The sequence below is a fragment of the Butyrivibrio sp. WCD2001 genome (genome assembly GCF_000424485.1).
GTDB lineage: Bacteria > Bacillota > Clostridia > Lachnospirales > Lachnospiraceae > Butyrivibrio.
Map to the genome: position 1 here is coordinate 396,657 of NZ_AUJZ01000001.1, position 16,851 is coordinate 413,507.

A 16,851-nucleotide genomic window follows, 5' to 3' on the forward strand; every position below is an offset into this window, starting at 1 on the left:
CCTTCCCCTCATCCGGCACTTCGTGCCACCTTCCCCCCTAGGGGAAGGCTTATTATTTATTTCTTTTTACTTGTATTTTTCTTTTTCTGTACCTTTTTATAGTACTGTGCTGAGTTCACAAAGAATTGCTGCATATGCGATCTCATATCGTTTTCTTTGACGTAGTTAGTGCGTCTTGTTATGAAATCTGAAAGCTTCTTCATGTATTCATCTTCTGATATCTCACCCTGCTCGACCTGTGTGAGCCCCTTCTCCCAGCTTGCTGTAAGTGAAGGATTGAGCATAGGCTTCATTGATACATAAACCGTATCATATATCATCTCACCCATTTGAGTTGGTGTGATTATCTGAGTCTTTTTATTAAGTTCAAGATACTTATTCTTAACAAGCTTTTCAAGAATTCCGGCTCTTGTAGCACTTGTTCCGATTCCGGATCCCTTTATCTGGGATCTCAGTTCCTCATCTTCAATAAACTGACCGGCATTTTCCATCGTAAGAATAAGCGTACCTGAATTATATCTCTTGGGCGGCGTGGTTTCACCCTCTTTTATCGATGCCTGTTTTAGTTCAAGCGTATCACCTTTTTTCAGCTTGGAAAGAGCTTCGAAAAGTCCCTCATCCGCTGCAGAATCCTCAGCATCGTTATCAGTCTTATCCTCTGATTCCTTCTCATCCTTCTTCTTGAAAAATGAGTAATCCATAACATGTAAATAACCTTTGGATGCAAGTAATTTGAAACCTGCAAAAAAGGTTTCAGTATAGTTTTCGCTTGTATCTACCGCAAGCTCAAGCTTTATCTTCGAGTACTGGGCAGCGGGATAAAATACAGCAAGAAACCTTCTGACAATTATCTCATAGACCTTTGCCGCAGTGGGACTAAGTGAACTGATTGCTGAAAGTCCCTGCCCTGTAGGAATGATTGCATAGTGATCGGTAATAGCCTTATCATTCACATATCTTGTTTTTGCAATGCCCTTATAGGATTCATGTTGGAGAATTGCTTTAGCAAAAATTGCGGCAGGTTCATAAGAAGTAAGCCCTCTTATATTCTTATCAATTTCCTTAGCTATAGCAGTGCTCAAAACTCTGGCATCGGTTCTGGGATAGGTTGTAAGTTTTTTCTCGTAAAGTTCCTGCGCTATTGCAAGAGTCTGATTAGGATCAATCTTGAAAAACTTTGAACAGTCATTTTGCAGCTCGGCAAGGTTATATAAAAGAGGAGCGTTCTTAGTTTCCTTCTTCTTTTCCATTTTGGTGAGCTTTGCATTCACCGGAAGCTGCCCAAGGGATTCAATCAGAGCCTTAGCGCCCTTTTCTTCCTTAAAGCCTTTTTCACTGTAGAGATCAAAGGATCCGTTATATTTACTTTTCTCAGTAACTCTCCATTCTGCGGATATAACATTATCATCAACAGAAAAGTCACCAATAACTCTGTAAAACGGTGTTTTTACAAAGTTTCTTATCTCACGCTCTCTGTCAACAACAATCCCTAGTACGCAGGTCATAACACGTCCTACGGCAACAACACATTTATCAAGTCCGAGGAATTGTCTTATGGAATAACCGTATCTGAGAGTTAACGCCCTGGAGAAATTGATTCCCATGAGGTAATCCTCTTTTGCACGAAGATAGGCAGCAGCACCAATGTTGTCATACTCGCTGTCATCCTTTGCTTCTCGTATCCCTCTAAGAATTTCTTCTTCAGTCTGTGAATCGATCCAGACACGTTTTTTGATCTTTCCTGTAACATGAGCTTCCTGATCAACCAGTCTGTAGATATATTCACCCTCACGTCCGGAGTCGGTACATATATATATTTTATCCACATCCTCTCGGTTTAGCAGTCCCTTGACTATATTAAACTGCTTCGCACTCTGAGGAATAATTTCGTACTTAAATTGAGACGGAATAAATGGAATAGTATTGAGAGACCACTTAGCCATTTTCTCATCATACACCTCAGGATAACTCATCGTCACCAGGTGTCCTACACACCAGGTGACGATGGCTTCTTCGGATTCCATATATCCGTCTTTATTAGAAAAATTATATTTTAGAGCAGCGCCGAAAGCCCTTGCAACACTGGGCTTTTCGGCAATAAAAACGCTTTTAGTCATTCATCATTTCTTCCAATCCAATAAGTTTGATGGAAGGCTCTTCTTTTGCAAGGTTGACCAGACCTTCATCAAAACCAACAGCTGAGAACAAATAATAGTAATCAGGATTAAGCCTTGCTCTCTTGCAGCAGCTTCGTATATCGTCTATCGAAGAAGCATCCATCTCGGCATCCCATTTGCAGATTCCAACAAGTGTATCACCTGATTCACTTTGAGCTACGATATCAAGCGAATCGATCTTGCCAACCCATTCACCCTCATCTTCAATCTCAAAGGGAAGCTTATGATACTCTGAGAGTTTACAAACATACTCTCTGCATATGAGTTTATAAGCTGTAGAAACGAACTCTCCTAAACCGGGAGCTATGTATGTATCATAAAAATCTTCTGCATTTAATCCAACTATTTCACTTAAATGAGAATAAAAGAATCTGTAGAAAAAGTGTGGAAGCGGATCACAAATTCTATATACACCCTTCTGCACATTCTCATGCCCCGTAGTTGCAAAGGAATATACCTTTTCAACCATGCCAAGCTCAATAAGACTCTTTAAATATACCATTATCTTAGCTCTGGAAAATCCCGTTGCATGATGTATATCATTAAGCTTATTCTTGCCATTGGCCAGTCCGTAAAGAATAGTATTATATACAGCAGTTTCACGAAGGTTTTCTTCAAGCTGATTTATTGTTGCTTTAAGTAGCACACTATTTTTAACATCAAGGAATTTCTCGCATACATTCTCTTTAAAGGTCTTATTTTGGTCAAAGTATTGCCACAGTTGACCCTTTCCTCCGAAAATAGCATACGTGGAAATGATATCCTGATTAGTCATATTGGGCATTCTCTTTTTCATTTCCTGGAAGGAATAGGGTTTTATCTTGAGGAAGCCTGAAATATTGGCAGCCTGAGCACCGATTTTATTAACCATTGAATTCTCAATCCATGCAGCATTGAATCCCAGAAGAACAACCATCATCTGAGGATGCCCTTCTCCGTAGACAATCGTACTTATCTCTTCAATGAAATCAGGAGATGCTTTTATGATGTCCTCAAAGCGGTCAATAATAAGAACAAAAGGCTTTTCCCTATCATTAGCCATCTTTTTAGCCACTTCAAATATTTCCTTGTAAGATGGATACTCAGAAATGTCATATCCCTTATTGCGTATACGCTGACCTATTATGTTCTGCTGAAGTCTCTCTGAAGCAGGAGCTGCGCAATAATAGATGGCGTCTTTGTCCTTCGCAAACTCTGTGATAACAGTTTCACTGCCTGTACTAACATGTCCATAAACAATAACTATCTGATTGGCCCCACTGTTGTAATAACCATTTAGTTCCTGCAATTCCAGACTCTTTGTTTTTTCCATACAATTTTCCTTATCTTAGATAGACGACTATAATGTTAAGTTACTTCTTGCTGATGTATCCAAGTGCCTTAAGGAGTTCTGCACATTCTACAGCGCCGCCAGCAGCTCCTCTAAGTGTATTATGTGAAAGGCCGACGAACTTCCAGTCGTAAACTGTATCCTCGCGGAGTCTGCCGATGCTTACACCCATGCCACCCTCGTAATTTACATCAAGAGCTATCTGGGGACGATTATCCTCCTCAAGATACTGGACAAACTGCTTAGGCGCACTGGGAAGACCAAGCTCCTGAGGCTTACCCTTAAAATTCACAAGACAATTAATAAGTTCATCTTTTGTAGCTTTCTTCTTAAATTTTACAAAAGCTGCGGCCGTATGTCCATACAAAACTGGAACTCTTATACACTGACATGTAATAATCGGGCTTTCTGCAGGAACAATCACGCCATTTTCAATCTTACCCCAAATTCTTAAAGGCTCTTTTTCGCTCTTTTCTTCCTCGCCTGAGATAAACGGAATGATATTGCCCTCCATTTCAGGCCATTCCTTGAAATTCTTACCTGCACCCGAAATTGCCTGATATGTTGTAGCAACTACTTCGTAGGGCTCAAAATCTCTCCATGCTGAAAGTGCGGGAGCATAACTCTGAATCGAGCAATTGGGTTTTACAGCGATAAATCCCTTTGTTGTACCGAGTCTCTTCTTCTGGAACTCGATAACCTCTGCATGACCGGGGTTAACCTCCGGAATAATCATAGGAACATCGGGCGTCCATCTGTGAGCACTGTTATTTGAAACTACCGGAGTCTCAGTCTTTGCGTACTCTTCCTCAATAGCCTTGATTTCATCTTTAGACATATTAACGGCAGAAAGAACAAAATCAACATCCTTTGTAACTTCCTGAACATTTGTAACATCCTTAATTACAAGCTTTTTAACAGCCTCAGGCATGGGAACTTCCATCTTCCATCTGTCGCCAACAGACTCTTCATAGGTTTTTCCGGCACTTCTGGGGCTTGCTGCTACAACAGCAACCTCAAACCAAGGGTGATTATCAAGGATTGTAATAAACCTCTGACCAACCATACCTGTTGCACCAAGAACTGCTACTTTCAATTTCTCGCTCATTTTTTCACTCTCCTCTTATAAATAAATAAAAAAATAACTAACAACTATTAGGCGTCAAGAGTTTCAAAGCTCTTAACTTTGGTCCAATATGCATTAAGTCTCTTATCGTTTCTGGCAATTGACTTCTTCATAACTTCCGGACCGGGAGCACCGGCAGTAAGTCTTTTTTCAACACAGGTCTTAAGACTGATTGCTTCATAGACATCTTCATCAAATTCCATTGCAAAGCCTTTAAGTTCTTCTATCTTAAGATCTGAGATTCCGCAATTTTTATCAATACAATGTAAAACTATTCTTCCTATAATACCATGTGCATCCCTAAAAGGTACACCCTTATTTACAAGATAATCGGCAGCATCGGTCGCATCGGTAAACCCTCTTATTGCACTCTTTTCCATCTTCTCTTTATTGAATTTCATGGTTCTAAGCATATCCGTAAAAAGAATCAGGCAGCTCTTTGTGGTATCTATAGCATCGAAGCTTACTTCCTTATCCTCCTGCATGTCCTTATCGTATGCAAGTGGAATGCCTTTCATGGTAACAAGAAGCGAATTTAATGCTCCATATACTCTTCCGGTTTTGCCTCTTACAAGCTCTGCAATATCAGGATTTTTTTTCTGTGGCATGATGCTGCTTCCTGTTGAATAAGCATCATCTATAGTAACAAAACCATACTCATTTGAGTTCCAGATAATAACTTCCTCTGAAAATCTGGAAAGATGCATCATTATCATAGAAAGCGCAGATAAAAACTCAATCAGATAATCTCTGTCCGACACGGAATCCATACTGTTATTGGTAGGTCCTGTAAACTTTAAAAGCTCCGCGGTAAACTCTCTGTCTAAAGGATAAGTTGTTCCTGCAAGAGCGCCGCTTCCCAAAGGACAAAAATTCAGCCTCGTAAAAACATCCATAAGGCGCTGTGAGTCACGATAAAACATCTCAAAATATGCTCCTAGATGATGGGCCAGTGTAACCGGCTGCGCTTTTTGAAGGTGTGTAAATCCGGGCATATATGTATGAAGATTATCCTTCATGATTCCATTAAGAGTATCCAGCATGTCATAAATGACATTGGCGGTATTTCTTACTTCTTCTCTTATATACAATCTCATATCAAGAGCGACCTGATCGTTTCTTGATCTTCCGGTATGCATTTTCTTTCCTGCGTCACCGATTCTGTCTATAAGATTTGCCTCAAGAAAGCTGTGTATATCTTCATATTTGTCGGTAATGTCGAGTTTTCCGGCTTCTACATCCGTAAAAATAGCATCGAGACCGTTAACTATTTGATCACGTTCTTCATCTGATATGATTCCCTGCTTAGCAAGCATCGTTACATGTGCTTTACTTCCCTGAATATCCTGCTTTATAAGGCGTTTGTCAAAATAGATCGATGCATTAAACTTCCATGCCAGTTCATTTATTTCGCCTTCAAATCTTCCTCCCCAAAGCTGAGCCATAAATTTCTCCTTTTATACATGTATACAATCGCAATTTTCTCTTTACCATATCACAGTAATAAAGTGAAAACAAGATGTAAAAATCTCTTGTCAAATAATGCATGCACCTTTATAATCATATTTGTGCTTCTGATGGCACAAAGTTGCTGGAATAGCGCAGTCGGTAGCGCAACTGATTCGTAATCAGTAGGTCGAGGGTTCAAGTCCCTTTTCCAGCTCTTTATATTCAGAAAGAGAATCGGCATAGGCCGGTTCTCTTTTTCTTTTATCTCATATGTACATCCATTTGAGGAAAAGGAATCTCTACCCCTTCTTTATCAAAAGCTTTTTTTATAGCCTCGTTCATAGACCATTTAGCCTTCAGATAATCTGTAGGCTTAACCCAACCTCTTATACGAAGGTTTACACTGCTGTCAGCAAGTTCATCAACAAATACATTCTTTTCGAGTTTATCTGAAATAAACTCATTGGCATCCATTGTTCGCATCGCAACAGCCCTTGCTTTGTCAATGTCCGCGTTGTAAGAGATTCCAACCATAGTATCAAGAATACGCATTGTGTTACCGTTATTATTGGTTATGGTAGATGATGCCAATGTCTTATTTGGCATCACAACACGTCTGTAATCTGCTGTAAGCATCCTTGTGTTTATAAGTGATATCTCTGTAACACTGCCCTCAATTCCTGTGCCGCCGACAACGATGTAATCACCGACTCTGAAAGGTTTTGCCAGCAGAATAAGAATTCCACTTGCAAAATCGGACAAAGTGCCCTGAATAGCAAGACCTATAGCAACGCCAGCCGAACCAAGCAGAGCAACAAGGCTCGCTGTATCCATGCCGAAATAGGAAGCCAGTGAAAACAGCAGAACTATTTCGAGCGATACCTTTACTACCTTTGCAAGAAACTTTGCGGTAGCATCCTCTATCTTTGTCTTTCTCAAGGATTTATCAACAACATTTGATAACGCCTTAATCAGCTCCCACATGATTATGAGAATTATAATTGCAATAACAGCCTTCACCAAAAGGGCGAAAGCTTTATCCGGGAGTTCTTTAAAATATTTTTCAATAACTCCCGGTTTTAAGTTTTCGTTTCCTGTTACCTCAGCTATGGTTTCAATAGCATTTTCAGCAGTAGCAGTTGCAAGTAATATTGGTAACTTAAAGTTCATTATTTATTGTCATCCTTCTTATTAGTCTTAGTATTTGAAGTCTTTGTACCTGAAGTTTTTCGTGTTGTCTTCTTCGCAGGTGCTTTCTTTACGGCAGACTTCGAAGCCGCAGTTTTCTGTCCCTTTGTTGCAGTTTTGGGAGTTGCTGTCTTTTTAGCAGCAGTTTTCTTTCCGCCTGAAATTGATTTAAGCGCTGCTTCCGAAACTATGCTTGAAATACGCTCTTCTTCAATTTGTTCATATTTCTTTTCGATAGCCTCCTCCTGAGCTGCAAGTTCCTTTTCATAGCGCTCATGAAGTTCTTTAAGAAGCTCAGCCTCTTCCTTCTCCTGACGGTTTTTGAGCTCCCTTAAGGTCTTTTCGCGCTCTTGCATCTTATTATTAGCTTCTTCCTCACGGATTTTTCTAATCTTCTTCTCCTGTGTTGTATAAGGAGTATAAGAGAAAATCGCAAGTGAAGACGATGCAACCTTAACCGGAATGGAATAAGGTCTTCCGTCTGCTTCGTTAAAGTCTGCTTCTATTCTGCCGGGATTAACCATGCCGCTACCGCCGTAGCAGGTATCATCGGAATTAAATATCTCATAATATTTGCCATCAGCAGGAACACCGACCTCAAAGGTTCTGTCGACACCTGCCATATTAACAACTATTATAAGCATATCCTTGTCGGATTCGCCCTTTCTCATAAAGGACATCATGCATTCCTCAGCAGCCATACTGTTTATCCACTCAAAGCCGCTGTCATTCGTATCGATCTGATATAATGCCGGTCTGCTATAATAAATCTCATTTAGCGAATGGATCATGTTCTCAAGGAAAACAGCATTATCAATGCTAAGTTCATTGGGATCCATATATATCATCTTCTTACCGGGATGTGTCATAAGGTAAGATATTGCAAGACGAACTCCCGCCATTTTCTGAGCTGTATCACCGGGCATCAGATCATAAAGACCTTCAAGACCTTTTCCGATCTCTTCATGAGTAAACGCAAGTACAAATCTCTCTGTATAGCAATAAACAAGGGAGAATGTAAGCTCGTTATGATTTCCGGATCTGAATAAAGGATCATTCTGAATATAATCAAGGAAATCCTTTGTCCATCCGTTATTCCACTTGTAATCAAATCCAAGTCCGCCATCATCAAGCTCACCGGTAACTCTCGGCCAACATGATGTCTCTTTCGTAAGCGTGAGTAATCCCGGATATGCCTGCTTTAATACAGCATTAAAATTGCAGAGGAAGTCCTTAGCCTCAAGATTCTCATTGCCACCATACATATTTGGAATCCACTGACCGGGCTTTCTGTCATAGTCGAGGTACAGAATCTTTGCTATATCAGCTACTCTTAGTCCGTCCAAATGGAATGTTGAAACCCAGAATAGTGCACTTGAAAGAAGGAAATTGGTAACCTGTTTTCTTCCGAAATCAAAAATCAGATCGCCTGTTCTTGGATGTACACCCATTCTCGGATCCGGATATTCATACAATGCCTGACCGTCAAATGAATTAAGTCCGCACTGAAGCTTCGGGAAAAATGTAGTAACAAAATCCATAATTACCCTGATGCCCGCTTCATGCATTATATTAACAAATTTCTTAAAGCCTACGGGATCACCGTACTTATTTTGAATAGCGAAAAATCCTGTAATATGGAATGGATGGCCCTGAATATGTTCCATGACAGGCTTAAGTTCTATCGTATTAAAGCCATGATCCTGAACATATGAAAGAATCTCTTTTGCAAGTTCTTCATAATCCGGAATATGATTTTTATGTTTAGCAGCAAAGCTCTCGAGAGAAAGCTCACAGATTGAAAGAGGATCTGAGTCTCTGTTGAATTTTGTTCTGTTTTTGATAAATGCTGAGTCGTTCCATTTAATATCGCCAAGGGAAGTTATCTTGGAAACCTGGCTTTCCTTATCCTTGAAAGCATATCCGTAGGGATCGGGTCTTTTAAAGATAACTCCGCCTTTTGTTTTAACTTCAAACTGATAGCCGTCACCTTCTGCTGCACCCGGAATGAATATCTCAAATACACCGTCATGATCAACCCTTCGCATCTGATTTACTCTTCCGTCCCAGTCATTAAAATCACCGATGACACTTACTCTTGCAGCATCCGGAGCCCATACAGCAAAAGCACACCCCTTTACGCCATCTATTTCCATTAGATGCGCGCCGAATTTTTCATAGATATTGTAATGCATACCGCTATTGAACTTTATGAAGTCCTCACGGTCCATACGTCCGTCAAAATTATAGGCGTCATATATTTCCTTAATGTCACCATTTTCGAGCTTTATGCGATATTTGTATTTGAAGCCTTCTTTATAAGGAACAAGCGCAGCATAAAAACCTGCTTCATCAGCAAGCTCCATCTTGTATTTCTTGGTTCCGGTACTCGGAACAACTTCAATTTCTTCAGCCATAGGGTAAAAAGTCTGAATAAGAAGATTGGAACCAACCTTGTGTGCACCAAGAATTCGATGCGGATCATCGCCATCGGAATAGATAATCTCTTCGATTTCAGGCCAGTTCATAAGTTTATAAAGCTTATTATTCATAAAAGTCCTCCATATATGATGATTTTCTGAAAATAAACTGATAATCGTTATAAAATTCCATCAAATTATTATAGCACGTTTATAATATGTTTCACATAAAAAAGAAGAAGGTATCACGATAAAATGATACCTTCTTCATAAAATCATTTCTTCCCAGTAGATCCAAATCCACCTGCGCCTCTCTCAGAATCAGCTAGTTCTTCTGCCTCTTCGAACTCTACCGAAAGATACGGCTGAATGATAATCTGGGCTATTCTTTCAGCAGGAGTAATAGTTCTTTCCGTATCAGAATCATTGTGTACCGCAACGATAATCTCACCACGGTAATCGGAATCGACAACTCCGACACAATTCGCAGGGCGAAGCCCCTCTTTTGTCGCTATACCGCTTCTTGCGTAAATCCCCCCGAAGTATCCGTCCGGAATCTCCATAGCAAGCCCTGTTCCGATTTTAGCTGTTGTGTGAGGTGCTATCTTTGTATCCTCACTTACATTTGCATAAAGATCATAACCTGCAGCTGCAAGGCTCCCCCTTGTCGGCATGGTTGCCGTGTCACTTAATTTCTTGATTTTTACCAGCATTTTCTCCTCCTTATGACCCCTCATCCGCCCTTCCCCCCAAGGGGAAGGCTTTCAAAATGGTCTTAATATATAAGCCGTGTACCCCGGAAGTTCCAATCCGCCTCCGAAGTCGATTTCCTCCCCCGAAATCATGTCACGTGCTCTTCCTGCTCTGAAATTGCAGTCTATATGTACGGAATTTTCATCCGCATTGACAGCTATCATAACCCTGTCATCTTCAAAGTCACGTTCTATTATACAGTATTTATTCTGTAATACGAGCTGTTTCATGTCGCCATACTGCAAAGCTTTACTCTCGCCTTTTGCTTTATAAAGCTTTGCTATTACGTCAGTAAGTTCATTCCACTGAGGCTTATCAAAGGAGGCTCGAAGAGCCGGATCCCCCTCGGATTTATGAGCTTTTGCTCCCCATTCCGATCCATAATAGACGGTAGGAATGCCCGGCATTCCAAACATCATCGCATATATAAGCGGAAGATGTTTTTCATTTGTAAGTGTACTTGCTATTCGGCTGACATCATGGTTATCAACGAAGGATAAAAGGTGCTCTCCTCTGTACAGACACCAGTTTTCCGGTCCAAACTGTCTTAATAAAGAATGAACAATCTCGAACATGTTGAGTGAATTAAAGCTGGAATAAAGCCCTTTGTAACACTCATAGTTGGTTGCCGAGTGACAAAGCTCAGGTCCCATTACTTTATGGTAATCACCGCCGATCATCTCTCCGACAAGATAAAAATCTTCCTTTTGTGAAAGAACATGATTTCTGAGCCTTTTAATAAAATTCTGCTCAAGACAATATGCAACATCAAGCCTGAGTCCATCTATATCGTAGTCTTTTATCCAGCTTGTTACTGCATCAAGAAGGTAATTAACAACATCCTCATTCCATAAATTTAATTTTACAAGATCATAATTACCTTCCCAGCCCTCATACCAGAGTCCGTCATTGTAGGCATCATTTCCGTCAAAATTTATGTGAAACCAGTCTTTATAAGAGCTGTCCCACTTCTTTTGAAGAACATCTTCAAAGCCAAAGAACCCTCTTCCTACATGATTAAAAACTCCATCCAGGACAACTTTTATGCCTTCTTTATGGAGAGCCTTACTAACTTTTTTAAAATCATCATTTGTTCCGAGTCTAACATCAATCTTTTTATAGTCTCTCGTATTGTAGCCATGTGTATCAGACTCGAAAATCGGATTAAAAAGTACCGCACCCACTCCGAGTTTTTTCAGGTGCGGTATCCAATCTATAACCTTAAGAATTCTATGCTCTAATTTACCATCATTTTCAAAAGGTGCTCCGCAAAATCCAAGCGGATATATTTGATAGAAACCTTTTTCGTAAGCCCACATAATCTCAGTTATCCTCTATCATAGCAAGAGCACCATAGATATTGGAATCATCTCCAAGTGCTGCTTTTTTAAGTTCAACAGTGCTTCTGATTGAAGGCATGCAGTAGCGATCTACCTCAGCCAGGATTTTTTCCATAAAGAAGTCACCAACTGCTTCCATAACACCGCCGCCATAAACAACTATGTCAGGGCTTATAGTGTTAATCATATTGCCGGTAGCTACAGCAAGATAATGGCATGCTCTGTCAACCGCCTCAAGTGTAACCGGATCCTTGGCAGCAATTGCTTTCTTTAAGTTTTTACTCTTAAACACACCATTCTCAATGGTCTCTGAGAGCATATTCTTACGTCCTCTTGCAGTTTGCTGCATGATATAAGCGCTCATGCCCTTTTTACTTGAAAAGGCCTCAAGGCATCCTCTCTGTCCACAACCACAAAGAGGACCTTCGGGATCAAGAATCATATGACCATATTCCGCAGCTTTATATTTATTTCCCGTAAACATCTTCCCATCAAGAATAAGACCGCCGCCCATACCGGTTCCTACGAAGAATCCGACTACATTCTTATAGCCCTTCGCAACACCATATTTCCATTCACCGAGAACACCGACATTTACATCATTGCCGATAAAAAACGGAATATCAAACTTCTTCTCTATTGAGGATTTGATATCATAATTTGTCCAGGGAAGATTGGGCGAAGTAAGAATTATACCGGAGCCCTGATCAATAACACCGGGAGCGCCAGCTGCAATGGCATTAAAATCCTTCTTCTTAATATCGGAATCCTTAATCATGTCTTCAACTACGCTAATGATCATTTTCTCAACATTAGCTGCATCGTCACCGGCTTCCTTGGTCTTTTTCTTAAGTCGATAAACAATCTCCTTCTTCTCATTGAAAATAGCGCCAAGAATCTTTGTTCCACCGATATCAAGACAGATATTATACTTACCAGACATCTCACTACCTCCGTTTATCGTACTTCCCATAGTTGTTTTTGCCGTTTTCTTTCACATAGTAAAGTGCATTATCTGCGTTTCTATATAAATCATTATACGCTTTTCCGTCTTCCGGGTATACAGCATATCCAACAGACATCGTATATTTTACTTTTTCACCGTTATAATCAACTGTCTTTTCCGCTTCTGAGAAGGCTTTCAGCGCTGCATCAACCTCTTTGTCAGTATGATTTCTTATTATAACAAGGAATTCATCACCGCCGATTCGCGAAGGATACACATCGCTGCCAAGGTCGTTCTGCATACGGTTTGCAGCATCCTGAAGTACCTTATCGCCACAATGATGACCATACTTATCATTTATCTGCTTGAAGAAATCAAGGTCAAGCAATATCATAGCCAGACTCTTTGTCTCCGGGTCAGAGATAAACGCTTCATAAACCTTACCGATGGTCATACGATTGAACAGACCTGTCAAAGTATCTCTCTCAGCAAGGTTGCGTATAGTTTCATTTGTTCTCTTAAACTGATCAATATCATATTTAAGAATATAAATATGCACACCATCATCCTGCCTGTTTCTTCTGATCTGATAACATGCATTCTGATACCTGGGTTTTTCACTTGAACCGGTCTTTTCAAGATATACTATTCGTCCTGAGGTATTTCCGTTTTCATATTCTTTCAGAAGTCTGTCTCTGTTATAAAACTCGTACATCTTTTCATGTTCTTCGGGTTCAGCCTGTGAAAATACCATGCTCCTTGTAACTTCTCCAAAAGGAAGCTGTATATAGCCCGTCTCCCCAAAATCAGAAATAAGACCGGTCTGTCCAAGATGCATATATACCGTCTTATCTTCGGTAAGATTAGCTTCAAGGTAAAAGGTGTTCCTGATAAACTGTTCAAATGAACCATATCCAAGTGTCTCCGTAAAAGCATCACTTGCAAGCAAAAGGAATGTCGGATCGCTTGGCATGTCATAATATTCAGAACCACTCTGACTTATATCAGGAAGCTTTCTCATGCGCTCAGCGTCAAGCGTTCTTGAGCACATGATAAACATTCTGTTTCCTTCCGAGATAATTGGAATAAGCAGATACATAAGCCAGTCATATTCGCCGTCTATATCCTTCGTCCTGAAATAATCCGTTATATGATTTGTCCCGTATTCACTGATCCTCTCATCAAGGCTGTTCAGATTATAAAATTCTATAAAATCCGTTCTGTCCTCATTATAAATTGCTTCATCCGCAAATTTCTTTATTGCATCAGAGAAACTGCCTTTCTTCATCTTCTGGCTGTATCTGGCAGTATTTTCATAAACAGTTTCAAAGGTATCATCAACGACAGATACAATATCCACACGGTTATAAATCATATAGAGGAACTTAAGATACGAGTTGAGTTGCATTACTCTTGTGCCCGCATCATTTTCTGTCATGATCTCTGCAGTTGCCAAAATAGCTGTCTTGCCAAGTGACTTACTCTGCGTGATTTTCCTTAGCATTATCCTGTTAAAACCGTTACTGGTAACAAATTCCATGGAATGTATTTCATCATCCTGCACACACTGTGATGCAAGCATTTTTATATCTTTTGAGAAAATTATTGCAGGCGTATTAAACAGCTCCTGAATCGTTTTTACATCATTTGTAAACAAGAGCTTGAAAATATCATAAAAGTCATTATTGCACATGAGCGGCTTAAGGATTTTGCCGTCAAATTCAAATATCGCGATAGGTCTGTGATTGTAGTAAGCATTGTCCGGATCAAATCTGCCTATATCCTGCATAGGTGTCTGTGATAGCACATTCACTTTTCCTATGGCATCATAAAAAACAGTCTCCTCTTCCGATTCAAGCTGATGAGGAAATTGTTCAATCGGATAATCAAACATTTTAAGAGCTTCACTATATAGATGTCCCTGAGACTGTTCGCAGCCCGACTGCTTAAGGAAATCAAGAATCTTTTCGTCCTCAACACTGCCCATTATCGTTTGGATGCCAAGTTCCTTCGACATATTGATGATATTCTTAAGCATAACTCTTGGCTTAACATCATCTTTATATCCAGATAAGAAATTACTGTTTATTTTGACAGCATTAAAAGGCATATCATTCAGGATATGCAGTGAAGAATATTCACTTCCGAAATCATCGAATATCACGCTAAACCCATGATCTTTAAGTCTTTCAAGCTCAGCTTTTATGCCATCTTTATCATTGGTTATTTCCGCCTCGCTGATTTCAATTCTTATTAAAGATTTAGGAAGCTTATATTTTGCAAGCTCTGTTTCTAAAAGATCCACAATATCCGCAAGTGCAAAATCAAGCCTTGTAAGATTGATTGAAGCAGGTAACGGATCCATGCCTATTTTTATAATTTCACTTTGGTCTTTACAAACCTGTTTTATTACAAAGCTGTCCAAAAGATAGATTTTTCTTGAATGTTCAAGTACCGAAATAAAATCTTTTGGCATCAGAACTCCGTATTCTGTTGTATTCCACCTTGCCAGAGCTTCATTTCCGCATACTTTACCTGATAGTGTATGGAAAACCGCTTGATAAGAGATTGTAATTTCACCATTCTCTATTGCATCTTCGATATGATGAACCACATAATGCTTCATCAATATCTCATCATCAATATTTTCGATATTATATCTGAAGATACCATCCCCAATAGAATCACCTGATGAGCATGCAAGAACGGCTTTTTCAATTATTTCCTCAGCTGTATTATCCTCAGCAGTAATGTAATAAATTCCTGCATGAAGATCCATTCCTGTATGTATATAAACCTCATCGAAATCTCGCTGAATTCTGGAAATAAATCTCTCTATATCATCAATATCGGTTACAACAACAAACTCACCATCATCTAGTTTGCATGCAATGTCCAAAGGAAATGAATCTCTTATCTTATTCTTCAGAAATACAAGAACCTGATAGCCTTCATCAAAGCCATTATTCATATAATATGATCTAAAGCCTTTGATATCGAAAAATACACAGCAAAAAGAAGCCGAAAGCTCATCGTTTTCCGCTTTTGAATTAATGATATTTAAAAATTCATCTTTCTGGTATAGGTCTGATGGAAGCCCCTCGCCTTCAATTTTTGCCATACTAATACCAGTTCCTTTTCAGTATTCTACTATTTTATGTTAACAAACAGGGGTGGACAAAACTATTAATCGCTTATAAAAAAATGTTAAAAAAATAAAAATAAAACGCTTTGGATACTACTATGAATATCCAAAGCGCTATTATTAAGGCATTTTAAAGCATATTATAGATTATTCACCAAATACAGCCTTGTAATCCTTCTGGAATTTCTCGATTCCGGCTGTTGTAAGAGGATGGTTAACCATCTGTGCGATAACACCATAAGGTACTGTAGCGATGTGAGCACCTGCAAGTGCGCAATCTGTAACGTGCATAGGATGACGAACAGATGCAGCGATGATCTCAGTATCAATACCGTGAAGGTCGAATATCTGAGCAACCTCAGAAATAAGGTCTGTACCTCTTGTGCTTATATCATCAAGTCTTCCAAGGAAAGGACTTACGAAAGCAGCTCCTGCTCTTGCTGCAAGAAGAGCCTGGTTAGCTGTAAAGATAAGAGTCATGTTGATCTTGATACCCTCAGCTGCAAGTGTATGGCAAGCCTTAAGACCCTCTTCTGTCATAGGAATCTTAACTACCATATTCTTGTGAATCTTAGCGATCTCGCGGCCCTCTTTGATCATGCCCTCGGCATCAACTGTTGTAGCCTTAACTTCGCCGCTGATAGGTCCGTCTACGATAGATGCGATCTCTGCAACAACCTGATTAAAGTCTCTGCCTTCTTTAGCAATAAGAGAAGGGTTGGTTGTAACACCGCAGATAACACCCATGTCATTTGCTTTTTTAATGTCCTCAACATTAGCAGTATCCAAGAAGAATTTCATAATACACTCCATTCCGCTTAAGATTATTCTTAAGCATTTGATTAAATATATTTTTCAACCGTTAAAAATGATAACACATCTTACAAATTTTACAAAGCAGATTATGCTCACTTATTTTCAATTATTGCCATAAAAGCCTTCCCCTTGGGGGGGAAGGTGCCCGGAGGGCGGATGAG

At 39.7% G+C, this 16,851-nt stretch carries 11 protein-coding genes and 1 tRNA gene; 1 reads left to right on the forward strand and 11 read right to left on the reverse strand.

Features of this window, described 5'->3' with window-relative positions:
* Positions 1 to 56 precede the first annotated feature (56 nt).
* Genes G630_RS0101760 through argH form a run of 4 tightly spaced genes read right to left on the reverse strand, consistent with a single transcriptional unit; the run spans position 57 to position 6,078 of the window.
* Complete coding sequence (locus tag G630_RS0101760; protein ID WP_026497541.1) at positions 57 to 2,117, reverse strand: DNA topoisomerase; 2,061 nt, start codon at positions 2,115 to 2,117, stop codon at positions 57 to 59.
* Positions 2,110 to 3,489: an ATP-binding protein gene (locus G630_RS0101765; protein WP_026497542.1), complete on the reverse strand. Its 1,380-nt coding sequence runs from the start codon at positions 3,487 to 3,489 to the stop codon at positions 2,110 to 2,112. Before G630_RS0101765 ends, G630_RS0101760 begins: the two co-directional genes overlap by 8 nt.
* A 40-nt stretch (positions 3,490 to 3,529) precedes the next feature.
* Positions 3,530 to 4,615, reverse strand: a complete 1,086-nt coding sequence (asd, locus tag G630_RS0101770) for an aspartate-semialdehyde dehydrogenase (RefSeq protein WP_026497543.1) — start codon at positions 4,613 to 4,615, stop codon at positions 3,530 to 3,532.
* 47 nt (positions 4,616 to 4,662) lie between these two features.
* Complete coding sequence (gene argH, locus G630_RS0101775) at positions 4,663 to 6,078, reverse strand: argininosuccinate lyase (RefSeq protein WP_026497544.1); 1,416 nt, start codon at positions 6,076 to 6,078, stop codon at positions 4,663 to 4,665.
* Between the two features lie 145 nt (positions 6,079 to 6,223).
* Between argH and G630_RS0101780 the strand changes: the two genes are divergently transcribed.
* Positions 6,224 to 6,296, forward strand: a tRNA-Thr gene (locus G630_RS0101780).
* Positions 6,297 to 6,343: 47 nt separating this feature from the next.
* Here G630_RS0101780 and G630_RS20295 read toward each other — a convergent pair.
* The 7 genes from G630_RS20295 to fsa form a co-directional block, all read right to left on the reverse strand.
* Complete coding sequence (locus G630_RS20295; protein WP_081667754.1) at positions 6,344 to 7,252, reverse strand: mechanosensitive ion channel family protein; 909 nt, start codon at positions 7,250 to 7,252, stop codon at positions 6,344 to 6,346.
* Positions 7,252 to 9,822: a 1,4-alpha-glucan branching protein GlgB gene (gene glgB / locus G630_RS20300; RefSeq protein ID WP_049946035.1), complete on the reverse strand. Its 2,571-nt coding sequence runs from the start codon at positions 9,820 to 9,822 to the stop codon at positions 7,252 to 7,254. Before glgB ends, G630_RS20295 begins: the two co-directional genes overlap by 1 nt.
* Positions 9,823 to 9,965: 143 nt before the next feature.
* Positions 9,966 to 10,403, reverse strand: a complete 438-nt coding sequence (dut, locus tag G630_RS0101795) for a dUTP diphosphatase (protein ID WP_026497545.1) — start codon at positions 10,401 to 10,403, stop codon at positions 9,966 to 9,968.
* A 51-nt stretch (positions 10,404 to 10,454) separates the two neighbouring features.
* On the reverse strand, positions 10,455 to 11,762 hold the full coding sequence (locus tag G630_RS0101800) for an alpha-amylase family glycosyl hydrolase (protein ID WP_026497546.1): 1,308 nt from the start codon (positions 11,760 to 11,762) through the stop codon (positions 10,455 to 10,457).
* Positions 11,763 to 11,766: 4 nt separating this feature from the next.
* Positions 11,767 to 12,726, reverse strand: a complete 960-nt coding sequence (locus tag G630_RS0101805) for an ROK family protein (RefSeq protein ID WP_022759894.1) — start codon at positions 12,724 to 12,726, stop codon at positions 11,767 to 11,769.
* Positions 12,727 to 12,730: 4 nt separating this feature from the next.
* Positions 12,731 to 15,850: a bifunctional diguanylate cyclase/phosphodiesterase gene (locus G630_RS0101810; protein ID WP_026497548.1), complete on the reverse strand. Its 3,120-nt coding sequence runs from the start codon at positions 15,848 to 15,850 to the stop codon at positions 12,731 to 12,733.
* A gap of 171 nt (positions 15,851 to 16,021) precedes the next feature.
* Positions 16,022 to 16,675 carry a fructose-6-phosphate aldolase gene (gene fsa, locus G630_RS0101815; protein WP_022759892.1) on the reverse strand — a complete coding sequence of 218 codons (654 nt, stop codon included), beginning with the start codon at positions 16,673 to 16,675 and terminating at the stop codon, positions 16,022 to 16,024.
* Positions 16,676 to 16,851 lie beyond the last annotated feature (176 nt).